Raw genomic sequence first — 13,862 nt, 5'->3', positions numbered from 1 at the left:
TTCCGTCAAGATCGGCGGGAATGCTGCTTTAGCGCGCGATTTATCGCGGGAATATTTGCCAGCGCACAGCAAGTTTTCGAGCGGCGCAGCATTTTGTCGGTAAACGATTGGCATTTTGTAAATCCGCCGTTAATCTGGAGGAGATTTCCCTTTCTGAAAATGGAACCTCAACATGTTTGAAAACATCACCGCCGCCCCTGCAGATCCGATCCTTGGTCTGGCCGATCTGTTCCGCGCCGACCAGCGAACGTCCAAAATCAACCTTGGTATTGGTGTCTATAAAGATGAAACCGGGAAGACCCCGGTGCTGACCAGCGTTAAGAAAGCCGAACAATATTTGCTGGAAAATGAAACCACCAAAAATTACCTCGGTATTGATGGTATTCCCGAATTTGGCCGCTGCACGCAGGAATTACTGTTTGGTAAAGGCAGCCAACTTATTGACGCGAAACGCGCTAAGACCGCCCAAACCCCTGGCGGGACAGGGGCGTTACGCGTTGCGGCGGACTTCCTGGCGAAAAATACCAGTGCCAAACGCATTTGGGTCAGTAACCCAAGCTGGCCGAACCATAAAAGCGTGTTTGGCGCCGCAGGCCTGGAAGTGTGTGATTACCACTATTACGATGCCGAAAACCACAGCCTGGATTTCGACGGGATGCTCTCCAGCCTTCAGCAGGCTCAGGCCGGGGACGTGGTGCTGTTTCACGGTTGCTGCCATAACCCAACCGGTATTGATCCGACCCTTGAGCAGTGGCAACAACTGGCCAACCTGAACAAAGAAAAAGGCTGGCTGCCGCTGTTTGACTTTGCCTACCAGGGTTTTGCCCGCGGTCTGGAAGAGGATGCCGAAGGCCTGCGCGCCTTTGCCGCCCTGCATCAGGAACTGATCGTCGCCAGCTCCTTCTCCAAAAATTTCGGCCTGTATAACGAACGCGTCGGGGCCTGCACCCTGGTTGCAGCGGACAGCGATACCGCCGATCGCGCCTTCAGCCAGATGAAAGCCTGCATCCGCGCCAACTACTCTAACCCTCCGGCTCACGGTGCCTCGGTGGTGGCGACCATTTTAAGTAATGACGCCCTGCGCAACCTGTGGGAGCAGGAACTGACCGGTATGCGCGAACGTATCCAGCGTATGCGTCTGCTGTTCGTTAATACCCTGCAGGAAAAAGGCGCCAGCCGCGATTTCAGTTTTATCACTCGCCAGAACGGGATGTTCTCTTTCAGCGGTCTGACCAAAGAGCAGGTACTGCGCCTGCGCGAAGAGTTTGGGATCTACGCTGTTGCTTCTGGCCGCATCAACGTTGCCGGGATGACGCCGGACAATATGTCCGCCCTGTGCGAAGCCATTGTGGCGGTGATTGAATAATCCCCCGCCCCATTACTCCTCACCCTACCAAGAGAAAAGGCCGCGATTGCGGCCTTTTTTATACGTTTATATGCTGCGCCTGCCAGGCAGGACACACATTACAGCGGCATCTCGTCCTGCAGGAACGGGTTAGTACGGCGCTCTTCCCCCAGGGTGGACAGCGGACCGTGCCCCGGAATAAAGGTAACGTCATCGCCCAGCGGTAACAACTTCTCTTTAATCGACGCAATTAACTGGCCGTGATCGCCGCGCGGGAAATCACTGCGGCCAACCCCGCCTTTAAACAACACGTCGCCGGAGATCAACAGCGCCGACTGGGGCTCAAAGAACACCACGTGGCCGGGAGTATGCCCGGGGCAATGCAACACCTGTAAAGTCACATCCCCCAGAGGGATTTGGTCCCCCTCGCTCAGCCAGCGATCCGGCGTCAGCGGCAAGCAGTTTTCCAGCCCGAACATTTGGCTCTGGGCCGGTAACCCCTGAAGCCAGAACTGATCTTCTTTTTCCGGGCCGATCACCGGCACACCGTAGTGTGCGGCGAGTTCAGCAGCGGCCCCAACATGGTCGAGATGGCCGTGGGTCAACAGGATCTGGCAAACCGTAACGCCTTTCGCCGCTACTGCTTGTTTGATTCTATCTGCATCACCACCTGGGTCCACCAGCGCGGCCTGTTGGGAGCCCTCACACCAGATCAACGAACAGTTCTGGGCAAAAGCCGTTACCGGAATAATATGATAGTTCATAACGCTCCATTACCGGCCTGGGCCGGATATTATTCATACCCGTCCCAAAGACAGGTCCCTACCAGTGCCTGGTCGGCCCGGTATCAATATGCACAAAGTTACTGCGTGGGTAGTATCCTACACCACCTGCGCCCATGGATAACGCCGCTCTGCGAATATTATTCAGCGCAATGCCTTCAATATGGAAATCCATTGCCTGACCTTTGGTATGGTAACTGTTTTTTGCCACCCCGCGGCTACGGGAACGCAACTCCGCATTGGTGTCAAGTGAGCGATAGCCAGAGATCAACTGCACCGGTTTGGTGGTGCCCAGCAGGCCCTGCAAACGGTAGAGCTGATCAAACAGACCGGGATCAATAGATTTAATACGATTAGCGCGGTAATCGCGGAAGAAATGATCTAACCGACTGAGTTCTTCAGGATTATATCCATTACCGTTAAAAAACTCGGCTTTGATAGTCTCTCCGGTGTGGAGATTATTCAGCGTCAGAATACGCGGACGCGGTGTGGATAGTGTCGCAAACGCTTGCGTCGGTAACATTGCCGCTCCCAGAGCAACGCCACCTAACGCCAGCAACCTGCGGCGGTTAGTGTCAAATTTGTCCATGATGTTAGTCTACAGGTAAGTTATTAATCGTAATATTCCACAACCAGCACCGCACCTTCGCCGGGCACAGGCTGGATTTGTGAATAAATGCACTTCTGGCGCACATTCGGCACATTAAACGTCAAAAAAGCACGCGTCAAGATGCCGCTCCAGCGCTGGCGCGGCTTGTGAAACACTTTCACACCGCGCCAGTCCAGTATTACGACCGCAAAATTGTTTAAATTGCTTAACTTACCTAATCAACTGTTCTGCTTTTGGCAGGATTTGTGCGCCAGATCGCGCAACGGAATCATAATTGTAAATATCTGTACGAAATTGCGTCTGCCCGTCATCACCGACAAATGCCGTTAAATAATAGAGATTCACCGGAATATGATTACGCACATTCACATAACGGGTATTACCCGCTTTCATGGCATCAGAGATGCGTGCATCGTTCCAGCCAACATCCTGCAATAACATATTCGCCAATTCGGACGCTTTATTGACCCGCACACACCCGGAACTCAGCGCCCGCACATCTTTCTGGAACAGGTTGTGATTCGGGGTATCGTGCAAATAGATAGCATCAGAGCTGGGCATATTAAATTTATAACGCCCCAGGGAGTTGGTGGGCCCCGGTTTCTGCTGGAAGCGATACGGCAGATTGGTTTCTGTGATCCCGGACCAGTTCACCTGGCGCGGGTTAATCGGCTCAGAACTCCCCCAACCGCGCATCATGGTGAACCCGTGGCGATCCAGATAGCCGGGATCCTTACGCACTTTGGGCAGCAAATCTTTGCGGGCCAGCGTCGGCGGTACGTTCCACGGCGGGTTAAGCACCACGTTACTCAGGGCGCTGCTCATCAGCGGGGTTTTACGATCCGGCCGCCCGACAATAACCCGTGACGCCAGCATTTGATTACCGTTGAGATAATACTTCAGCGAGAAGTCAGGAATATTTACCATGATCCCGGTAGAAAGATTGTCCGGTAACAGACGCAGACGCTGAATATTCAGCGCCACCAGCGCCGCGCGCTGTTGCGAGCTCTGACGGGAATCCCCCATCAGATGCAGCAGCGTCGCGCGCATTTGGTGGTACTGAGGGTTCTGGGGCGCCAGTGAGGTGGCAAAATTCGCCTCACTGCGGCGATCGATAGCCAGCTGCCACTGGTTAATCACCGACAGGGCCGGCAGCTCCATAGTGTATGGGCTGGTACTGTACAGCCAGTGGCTTCCCTGGCGGCTAACGTTACTGACGTAATCGAGATACCCCAGCATCGCATCAGACAGCACCACGTCACGGCTCATTCCGGTGACTGACGAATCAGTCAGTAATTTTACCCAGGTGGCAAATTGTGGCTGAAAACCGGCAATCGCCGTTTCGGCAAGTTGCAGCTGAAAACGCCGCACCGCTTCGCTATCACTCCACATCGGGCTCATATTACGGGCGCCATAGAGGGCCGCCAGCGCATTAAAATAGACCGGCGTATAACCCGCAGGCAGCAGAGCCTGCAGACGATCGCGCCCTTGCTGTACCGTTAACCCGGTCGGTGGTGCCACCGGCGTGACCAGACTACCGCTTCCGCTAGCCGTGGTGCTGCCGCTGGTGCTGGTTACCGTACCACTGGTAACTGGCGCACTCACCGGCGCCCGGCCCAGCAGTCCCGCCATCGCGGGTGACATCGGCAGTGACTCATTGACATCGGTAGGTGCCGCGGCAACCACCGCAGAGCTATCAGATGGGATAATTTCAGGCTCATCGGCCTGGGCGGTGAACAACGGAGCGAGCCCCAGTGCAACACACATGCTCAGCGCGGACATCCTGCGACTGTTCAGTTTCATATGCAACCTCCCTTGCCCCCTAATTCAGACAACTTGCTCACAATAATTTGCTGCTTAATTAACATTATAGGTCGTGTAATTCGCCCTGTTACTATAAAGAAAATCCGTATGAACCTATTCTGAAAAATGGCCATTAATGGGGGGAATTATTTAAATGACATCAACAAAAAACCCCATGTCAAAAGAGACATGGGGTAAGTTCAGTGATATCGCCGTGACGTTACGACGCGTCTGCTGGCGCGGCAGGCTCCTGCGGATCGGTAACGCCGAAACCGCGTAACCCAACCACATGCACATGCTCGTGGTTTTGATGCACCTTACGCACCAGTTTATAGGTGGTACCTTTTTCCGGGCTGATATTTTCCGGCGCCGCGATAATCAACTGCATTTCGAGGCGTTCACACAACTCAAACAGGGTATTGATTGAGCGGGCATCCAGACGGGCGGCTTCGTCGAGGAACAGTAAACGGCACGGGGAGATATCCTTGCCCCGTAACCGGCGGGACTCTTCTTCCCAGCTCTGTACCACCATCACCAGAATAGACATCCCGGTACCGATAGCTTCCCCGGTAGAGAGCGCGCCACTTTCCGCACGTAACCAGCCGTCAGTCCCGCGGTTAACCTCAACTTCCATTTCCAGGTAGTTACGGTAATCCAGCAGCTCCTCACCGATGGTCTGCGGCGTACGCTGGCCCATATCAATATGCGGGTTCAGGCGCTGGTACAGCTTGGCCAGCGCTTCAGAGAAGGTCAGCCGGTTGCTGTTAAACAGATCCTGATGCTGTTCATGCTCTTCTGACAGCACATCCAGTAACGTAGAGTGGGCTTCCCGCACATTCACGTTCAGACGCACGCTGTTCACCTGGCCGAACGAGACGCTTTGCAGCCCCTGGTTGAGTACCCGGATACGGTTCTGTTCACGCTGGATAGTTTTGCGAATAATATTCGCCGCACTGCGCGAACTGATAGCCAGTTTCTTCTCGCGGGCGGTCAGCTCTTCTGTCAGGCGGTTAAGCTCGATTTCCATCTGTTCGATGGCTTCCACCGGATCATCGGTGCGAATAATATCCTGGCGAATACGCTCACGCAGATGCTGATACACCGCCACAAAGAACTGAATTTTACGTTCCGGGCGTTTCGGATCTTCCGACACGCGCAGCACATCGCGCAGATGTTCGTTATCGGCAACCGCCAGACGCAGAGCCCCCAGCGCTTTATCCGACATTGAACGCAGCTCGTCACCGGATAAATACGCCAGCTCACGGCGGTTCAGACGGCGTTCCACACCATTGTCTTTCACCATGCGCATCACCGCACACCAGCCCGCCTTGGCCACCACCACATGCTCGCGGATTTCGTGATAATCACGCTCCAGGCGACGCAACTGGCGGGTCAGACTGTCCATTTCTGCTTCGCAAATCGCCAGCTGTTTCTCCAGTTGACTACGGCGACTGCGGTTAGTCGACAGCCGGGCGTGCAGTTCATCACGCCGGGCTCTGGCGCGGACTTCTGACTCGCTATCCACCTGAATACCGATGGCTTTCATCTCGGTGTACAGTTCAGCCAGCAGCTCTTTCTTGGTGTCGTGGGAGCTTTTCAGTGACGCAAGCACCTGATGATACTGGCTCAACTGGGTAGCATGGGTGCGCAGGGCCTCACGGGCGCGGCTACGTTCAGTTTCTGCCTGCTCCAGACGCTGGCGCAATTTTTCATTCAGATCACTGTTGCCATCCAGCATATCTGCTGCATCGGTATAGCTAAAGTGCGCCCGGCGCTGCACCACTTCCGTCAGCGAGAACGCTTTCTGGCGGGATTCACGCTGTTGCGTCTGGGCGTATTCATAATCCGCTTTCAGCTGTTCATACTGTTCCGGGTCGCTCTGCAGATAAGAGACGATAGGCTCCAGTTTGGCCAGTTGGTTGCCGAATTGCTGAATAAACTGGGCGGCCTCATGGGCTTCCGCCAGGCGATCGCGGACCTCTTCGCAGCGGTCCGGCAGGGTATCGTCCAGCAGCAGGTTAACCCGCGGCAGCAGGCGGTTAAGCATGGCAACGCCTTCTTTCGCCTGTTCAAAATGCGTCTTCTGCTGCTGGTTGTCGTTTTCGTGGCTGGAGAGCGCCCGTTCCAGTTCCCCACGGCGGCCGCTCAGAATACGAATTTCCGCTTCCGGATCGGCCTCAAACGCCACGGCCAGGTGCTGGCCAATAAAGCGGCTGAACGCCTGATGCAGACGCTGGGTTTTCTGAACATCAAACGACAGCGTCGCATAACGTTCGCTGAGGGTTTCCCGTTCAGCGTGCAGGTTTTCAATCCGGTTTTCCCGGGCCGCACGGCCAAACAGCGGCACTTCCGGGAAGCGGGAATAACGCCACTGGCGATCGGCTATCTTCACCACCACCGCTTTTTCCAGCTCATCCACCCCGAAAACGCTGTCATCAAAGGACTGCGGGTCACCTTCGATGAGATACAAATCTTCCGGGCAATCTTCCAGGCCAGACAGCTGTTCACGCACCTGGCTCAGGTCCGGCACCACAATAGCGTGGCGGGACGGGCCATACAGCGCGGAGAAGTAAGGCGCATCTTCCAGGCTGACATCATCATAGATTTCAGACAGCAACACCCCGCCAAAGCGTTCGGCCAGGGCATTCAGGCGCTGATCTTCTGCGCCGCCGGGCTGGCTCAGGCGTTCAATTTCTTCGTCCACGGCCTGTTTGCGGGCGCCTACTTCGTCACGTTCAACGGTGACTTCACGCTCGCGTTCCAGCAGCTGTTGCAGGTAGCTGGTCACGTCATGGCTGGAGGTAAAACTCTGGCCAGTCTGCTCGGCAAGCTGGTTCAGGCTGCTCTGGGCCGCCAGCCAGACCGGGGCCCGCAGGGTGAGGGTTTTCAGCGTTGACTGGGCCTGTTCCAGTTCCTGGCGCAGCGCCATACGCTGTTCACCGGCCTGGGCCACTGAGTCAGACAGTGACTCGATGCGCGCTTCCAGTTCCTGCTGTACCGTCTCGAGATCGAGCGGATCGAAAGATTTACCCTGACGCTTGCAGAACTCGGCCAGTAACTGTTCGGCATCCTGCTGTTCGCGCAGGCGCTGCTCCAGTTCACTGAGGCGGGCGCGCAATGCCGGCACTTCCGCCGCGTAGTGGCGTTGCTCTGCCCCATCGCGTAACAGCTCCCTGGCCACCTGCCAGGCGTCGCTACGGCTAACCGGGCCATTAATCGCCACCACCAGTTGCCAGGCGTGCTCGAACTGGCTGTGTGCCGCCTGCATCATGCCCATCTTCTGTTCGAGATCGAGCATTTTGCCGGTGGTTTCTTGTTCTTTTGCCTGGAAGGTTTCCAGCCACTCTTCGGCACTGTCCGGGGTGAGATCCGGCAGATGGCACAGTTCCCGGGCGCGTTCCAGGGCCTGTAAAGCCTGCTGGTACTGAATAGCGCGAGTCTGCTGCACATCCAGCGCTTGCTGGTAGTCGGCCAGCTGATTTTTCAGCTCATCCACTTCCAGTTCAGCGGCTTCAGCGCGGGATTCGTTATCTTCCTGCTGTTCGACGGCTTCCGCCACCACTTCATTTTGCTCTTCCAGCCGAATCTGCAACTCTTCCAGATCCGCCTCATAGCGCTCAATCTTCTCTTGCTGACGCAGGGCGGTCTGCACCAGGTTCAGGTGGTCGCTGGCGGCCTGATAATCCGCTTCCAGATCCCCTTCTGCACCGCTGTGCTCCCCGAGCTCCCGAGCCATATCCACATGTTTATACTGCTCCGCAGAGAGCTGTTTGCGGTTGCTAAACAGGCTGCGGCGAAATTCCAGCGCTTTATCAAGATGAACGCGCCGTTCGTTGGCGTGGCGCATATAATCCGCCGCCACATAGTTCGTGGCTTCCGAGATCAAATGCTTGAACAGGTCACGGTCAGACTGGGTTACCCGAATCGCTTCGAGGGTGAGCCGGTTTTCGCGCAGGGCGGCTTCCATATCCTGGAATGCTTTGCGCACCCCGCCGTTTTCCGGCAGCAAATAGTCGCGCAGGGAGCGGGTGATGGCGCTGGAGATCCCGCCGTACAGCGACGCTTCAATCAGGCGATAGTATTTACTACGATCTGCCGCAGAGCGCAGACGACGGGCAACGATCCCCAGATCAAACATCAGGGAGTGGTATTCGGTGATGGAGTTAAACGGTTTAAATTGTACCCCGTCCATCCCGTCAATTTTGTCTTTCAGTTCCTGGAGGGTAAGCACCCGGGCCTGGCGTTCGTTGAGGGTCTCGGTCAGCAGTTGTGTCGGCTGGATAGCGGTCGGCAGCCCCTGAATCGCAAACGGCTTAATGTCTACTTTCCGGTCACGGCCGGCTATCTGTTGCAGCCGGACCCCAACCACCACGCGCTGATGGCGTGAGTTAATCACGTCCAGCACCGAGTAACAGACCCCGGCTTTCAGTTTCCCGTGCAGGCCTTTATCCCGGGAGCCAGAGGTCGCCCCGGCTTCGGTGGTGTTACGGAAGTGCAGCAGGGTTAAATCCGGGATCAGGGCGGTAACAAACGCCGCCATGGTCGTGGATTTACCCGCCCCGTTCCCCCCGGAGAGGGTGGTCACCAGTTCATCAAGGTCAAAGGTTCGGGCAAAAAAGCCGTTCCAGTTCACCAGGGTCAGTGAACGAAATTTTCCGCGTTCAATCATTCTTCTTCATCCTCCGCTTTGTCCTGAAGAGGTTCGTCCGACTCATCATGCAGCTGCAGGTGGCTCTCCACCGGCATGGCTTCGCCATCGCGGATCATGCGCAGCTGCGCTTCCCGCGGATCGTCACCACTGCGAACATCGGCACCAAAGCGAAACACCGACTCGGTAATACGAAATTTGCTACTGTCGTGGCCCATAAACCACACCATGCCCAAACGGCGCAGGCGGCTTAATGAGGCGCGGACTTTTTCCTGCAACTTCTGGCGATCCAGGTCAGACCCGGTAGACCGGTTATTCACCAGCCGCAGCAGTTTGGCTTCATCAGCCAGCGTGGTCAGCTCGTCATACAGTTCTTGCTGGGTAAAAATACCCTCGTTGGCCAGCCGCTCGGGGCTGAGGTACAGATAACACAGGATCTTGCCCACCATCATGTCCAGCTCAGACAGTACCGAGCGGGGGATCAGGGTCGTGGAGCGGGGACGCAAATAGAAGAAACCTTCTGGCGCCCGCACCAGTTCCACGTTATAGCGGTGATAAAACTCTTCCAGGTACTCCTGGAAGTCCATCAAAAAGGCATGATTATCAAGCTCATCCAGGCCAATATGACGGCCAGCGCGCAGCTGGCTGTCCAGCGCAGGAAATAAAGGATTCGCCAACGCTTGTGCCAGCTTAACTGGCATCACTTGTTCAATATTTGTCAATGACATGCGCCTGTACCCTGGCTCCGTAATCATTAATCGGCTGCCATTTAGCAGGCAGTCCGGAAAAATCTGCTTCAGCCACACCCAGGAGCACTGCCTGGTCGACCACTATTCGCGCCACATCGAAATGACGGGCCCGGGGGTATTGCGCCAGATAGGCGCGCATGACCGATCCCAGATCCAGTGGCTTCTGTTGCTCTTTATAAACCTGTAATGAGGACTCGATCATCGCCGCAAGCTGCTCACGAAGTTCGTTAAACTCTTCGAACTCCAGATCCGCAGGCAATTCGCCGGTCACTTCGTCGTCACGCAGTGTCATCTCTTCATCACGCATGTCCAGCAGACGATCGGCGCTGGCATAGGTTAGCGCCCAGGGCGCGTCGAAGTAGTTCTGAATCGACTGACGTAAGCGCTGGGCAAAGACCCGGTTTTTATCCATATCAATCGCGGTACGGATAAATTTATGCACATGGCGATCGTAACCGATCCACAGGTCAATGGCCTGCTGGCCCCAACTGATAATACGATCCAGCTTGTTTTGCAGATCAAAAACCAGCCGCTCTATCGACTCCAGCCCGCTGCGCCCAAGGATCGCATCCTGAATACGCAATAAGTTAGCCTGGAGCTTATCCCCCGCCGCCTCCAGGGTATCTTGCAATTCACGCAGGGTACCGGACGTCTCGGAAAGCAGCACTTCACAGCTGGTAATCGCCGCCCGCCAGTCCTTATTCAACAGCCCGGCAATATCGTCTTTTACTGCCTGTTGCTGCTCATCCATGATGCGCTGGGTCATATCGATACTGTCGAAAATCTCCGCCACGGAATATTTCAGCGGGGCAAACACATTGCGGTGCCAGTGCAGGTCATCCCCGTCTTCATCCGCCGCGTTCGCCGCGCGCTTAAGTTCGCCCGCCACAATAGATAACTGCATCGACAGACGCAGTGTTGAAAACTCACGCTGGCGAATATAGTAATCGGTAATACCGATCCCCAGCGGGGTCAGACGGTAGATAGAGTTACCTTCGGTAATCTCACTGGTAAAGCGGTTGAGCAAACGCTGGCGCACCATATCGTTGATGGCGTTATTGGCGCGCGCGGTCATTGTTTCATTCGTTTGCTCAAAGGCTTCACTGACGTAGCGAAATGCATCTTTGAGTTCGCCTTCGCTCATTTCACCGTCTAGCCGCTCGCCATTCAGTGTGGCAATAGCCAGTAAAAACGCCAGCCGATCGGTGGGCAGCGCAATTGAAAAATCATTTTCCCTGGCCCAGGTAACCAGTTCAGGCACCGTCTGGGAAAAATCACTCATAGTTTATCCTTGGTTCTCCGGCTTGATGGCGGTGACATGAATATAACGGCCAAGGCTTATCCAAGGCTCCTGTCGGCAGTAACGGGTCTCCAGCGCCAGCAGGCTGTCAAAACATTCCTGCTGTTGGTGTTTCTCCCGCAGGTAATCATGGAAAACCCGCACCCCGGTCTTGCCGGTTATCTGCCAGCCAATGTCGGCCAGCCATTGATAAACCTGCTGGGGATCCAGCGGGTGGTCCGGGGAGAGCGTACGCTTTTTGCGCTTCGGCATGCCTTGCTCAACATAGCCAAAATTACCGGCCACCATGTTGTGCATCAGCAAACCATTGGCATTGTAAAACATCAGTGACAGCGCGCCACCCGGGGCCAGGCATTGCCACAGGTGCGCCAGTACCGCCTGGGGATCGGCGACCCATTCCAGTACCGCGTGAAACAATATCAGATCCACCGGGCTTTCCAAATGTTGCCCGATGTCCTGCGCCGCACAATGTATAAAATGCATATTGTCGATCACACCTTTTTCCCGGGCCGCCTGCTGCGCACGCGACAGCATCTCCTGGGAAAGGTCACACAGGGTAACCTGGTGGTGACGTTCGGCAACCCGACACGCGGTTTGCCCTTCCCCGCCCCCGGCATCCAGCACCCGTAAAGGGCGCTGCGGTAGCGCGTCAAATAAGCGATCCAAATCCTGCCACAGGATCGCCTGGCGCAACGTGCCTTTGGTCGTGCCATAAATATTGCGCGCGAACTTCTCGGCAATATCGTCAAAATTGCGATCCTGCATTGCTACAACTCCGAAACTCAGGTAGCCGACTGGCAAAAGCGCTATTTTGTCACATGCGCAAGGATAATGAACCCTCAGGGTGTAATATCCCCGCTGTTTCTCTGCTATATGGTCAAAAAAGGAACCATCACTGATGCTTTTTACCCTGAAAAAAGCTATCGGCGGTTTATTACTGCCGCTGCCTTTTCTTTTGCTGGTAATCGGGCTGGCCATTGTGTTGCTGTGGTTTACCCGCTGGCAAAAAACCGGAAAAATATTATTAACAGCAAGCTGGCTCACATTGCTGCTGTTAAGCCTGCAACCAGTCGCCGATGGCCTGCTGCGCCCCATCGAAAATCACTACCCTACCTGGCAGCCCGGTAAAACCCGGGTCGCCTGGGTGGTAGTCCTCGGTGGTGGCTATACCTGGAATCCGCAATGAGCCCCCAGTTCAAATCTGGTGAATAACAGCCTCGCCCGGGTCACGGAAGGGGTCCGGCTGTGGCGAGAGAACCCCGGATCAACGATGATCTTCACCGGTGCGGCGGCAAAGACTAACCCGGTCAGCACCGCCGAAGCCGGTGCCCGGGTTGCCGTCAGCCTCGGGGTTCCGCGGGACAGCATCATCACCCTCGACAGCCCGAGAGATACCGGCCAGGAGGCCGCCGCCGTGGCAAAAACCATCGGTAATGCCCCCTTCCTGCTGGTGACCTCAGCGTCGCATCTGCCCCGGGCGATGATCTTCTTCCACCACGCCGGTCTTAACCCGATCCCGGCCCCGGCCAACCAGCTGGCTATTGACTCCCCGCTTAACCCCTGGGAAAGGGCCTTGCCCTCCCCCCTGTGGCTGACCCACAGTGATCGGGTGGTGTATGAAACCCTGGGCCGGATCTGGCAGCGGGTGAATGGCGTATCAGCCCAGCCAGGGCAGTAACTCACTGGCGGCCCGGTCGAATGCCGGGCGGTCAAAGCGCCCGTGTTGCACCAGTTGGGCCACTTCACGCCACATGACATACAGCCAGCGCCGGGACAAAAACGACTCACTCACCGGCGCCCGCTGTTGATAGTGCCAGAACAACTCGCTGTCTGGCCCTTCTTCGTATAACCGGAACAGTTCAAATTCCCGGGGGGCCCACAGCACCGGACCGGGGTTCACCACCGCCACCAGCTGATCGCTGCGGGCATCTTTTAGCATACTGCGCAAATTAAAATTACCGTGCACCATCACGCAGTTATCATTAAAGCCGGCGAATAATTGCGGCAGGTATTCCCGGCTGCGAAATAAAATCCCTTTATCCTGCATCGTCAGGCCGGTATTGCGAAACTGGGTCAGGGTGCTCCATAAGGTCTCCACCCGCTGGCGATACCAGTTAGGCCAGACGTTATCCTGGGTGCTGTCCACCATTCCCACACAGCCCGCACTGTCGATACGGTGCCAGGCCAGTAGCCCTTCAACGATCTGGTCTTTCAGTTGCGCCCAGCGGGCCGGGGTGCGGGTTGGCGCTTCCACAGAAACACCCCGCAGGCGCTCCATCAGCAGCACATCCGGGCCGGGGGTATTGTCATGGGTTATCACCCCGTAGATGGTGGGCAAACGCAGGGTGCCCGCCCGGGCCAGCATCGACATCTTGCTGGCCATTTGGGCCGCCTCTCCCCGGGTGACAAAGCTTTTGGCTAGCAGGGGCAGTGCATTTCCGTTGCTGTCATACAGCGACCACAGCGTAGAGTCGAGTTTCTCACTCACACATTCCAGGCGGCTCAGGCGCTCACCCAGTAAGTGGCTCAGTTCATTGCGCAGTTGTTCCATTGTTTTCACCCTCACGAACACGCTACCCGCCATCATGAGCATACTCAGGGCAACTGTCATCCGGTCAGATCAAG

At 56.0% G+C, this 13,862-nt stretch carries 9 protein-coding genes and 2 pseudogenes; 2 read left to right on the top strand and 9 right to left on the bottom strand.

Translation table 11 applies throughout. The features are described 5' to 3' along the window. Positions 1-172 precede the first annotated feature (172 nt). Positions 173-1,366, top strand: coding sequence for an amino acid aminotransferase (locus F9C28_RS10065; protein WP_199015079.1), 1,194 nt, complete (start codon positions 173-175; stop codon positions 1,364-1,366). A 98-nt stretch (positions 1,367-1,464) separates the two neighbouring features. Here the strand turns inward: F9C28_RS10065 and F9C28_RS10060 are convergent, their stop codons facing one another. The 8 genes and pseudogenes from F9C28_RS10060 to cmoM form a co-directional block, all read right to left on the bottom strand. Next, positions 1,465-2,109 (bottom strand): MBL fold metallo-hydrolase, encoded by a 645-nt coding sequence (locus tag F9C28_RS10060; protein WP_199015078.1) that lies wholly within the window; start codon positions 2,107-2,109, stop codon positions 1,465-1,467. A 58-nt stretch (positions 2,110-2,167) separates the two neighbouring features. After that, positions 2,168-2,716, bottom strand: a complete 549-nt coding sequence (locus tag F9C28_RS10055; RefSeq protein WP_199015077.1) for a DUF882 domain-containing protein — start codon at positions 2,714-2,716, stop codon at positions 2,168-2,170. A 23-nt stretch (positions 2,717-2,739) separates the two neighbouring features. Further along, positions 2,740-2,898, bottom strand: coding sequence for a hypothetical protein (locus tag F9C28_RS10050; protein ID WP_199015076.1), 159 nt, complete (start codon positions 2,896-2,898; stop codon positions 2,740-2,742). A 49-nt stretch (positions 2,899-2,947) separates the two neighbouring features. After that, positions 2,948-4,216: pseudogene (ldtD, locus tag F9C28_RS10045) on the bottom strand (L,D-transpeptidase); the annotation flags it as partial. A gap of 544 nt (positions 4,217-4,760) precedes the next feature. Beyond that, entirely contained in the window at positions 4,761-9,209 is a 4,449-nt protein-coding gene (mukB, locus tag F9C28_RS10040) for a chromosome partition protein MukB (RefSeq protein ID WP_199015074.1), read from the bottom strand. After that, the gene (gene mukE, locus F9C28_RS10035) at positions 9,206-9,916 is read right to left on the bottom strand and encodes a chromosome partition protein MukE (protein ID WP_199015073.1); all 711 of its coding nucleotides are present in this window, start codon (positions 9,914-9,916) and stop codon (positions 9,206-9,208) included. The genes mukB and mukE overlap by 4 nt, the downstream gene beginning before the upstream one ends. Then, positions 9,897-11,219, bottom strand: a complete 1,323-nt coding sequence (gene mukF / locus F9C28_RS10030) for a chromosome partition protein MukF (protein WP_199015072.1) — start codon at positions 11,217-11,219, stop codon at positions 9,897-9,899. The genes mukE and mukF overlap by 20 nt, the downstream gene beginning before the upstream one ends. 3 nt (positions 11,220-11,222) lie before the next feature. Further along, positions 11,223-12,002 (bottom strand): tRNA uridine 5-oxyacetic acid(34) methyltransferase CmoM, encoded by a 780-nt coding sequence (gene cmoM / locus F9C28_RS10025; protein ID WP_199015071.1) that lies wholly within the window; start codon positions 12,000-12,002, stop codon positions 11,223-11,225. A gap of 133 nt (positions 12,003-12,135) precedes the next feature. On the opposite strand from cmoM, the pseudogene elyC reads away from it, so the two are divergent. Then, positions 12,136-12,915: pseudogene (gene elyC, locus F9C28_RS10020) on the top strand (envelope biogenesis factor ElyC). On the opposite strand, the gene F9C28_RS10015 reads toward elyC, so the two are convergent. After that, positions 12,895-13,788, bottom strand: a complete 894-nt coding sequence (locus tag F9C28_RS10015) for a YcbJ family phosphotransferase (protein ID WP_199015070.1) — start codon at positions 13,786-13,788, stop codon at positions 12,895-12,897. The pseudogene elyC and the gene F9C28_RS10015 sit on opposite strands and share 21 nt — an antisense overlap. Between the last annotated feature and the right edge of the window lie 74 nt (positions 13,789-13,862).

The organism is Shimwellia pseudoproteus, from assembly GCF_016415625.1.
Lineage (GTDB): Bacteria > Pseudomonadota > Gammaproteobacteria > Enterobacterales > Enterobacteriaceae > Shimwellia > Shimwellia pseudoproteus.
The sequence above is the reverse complement of the archived record's forward strand: the minus strand, read 5'-3'. Positions and strand labels throughout refer to the sequence as shown.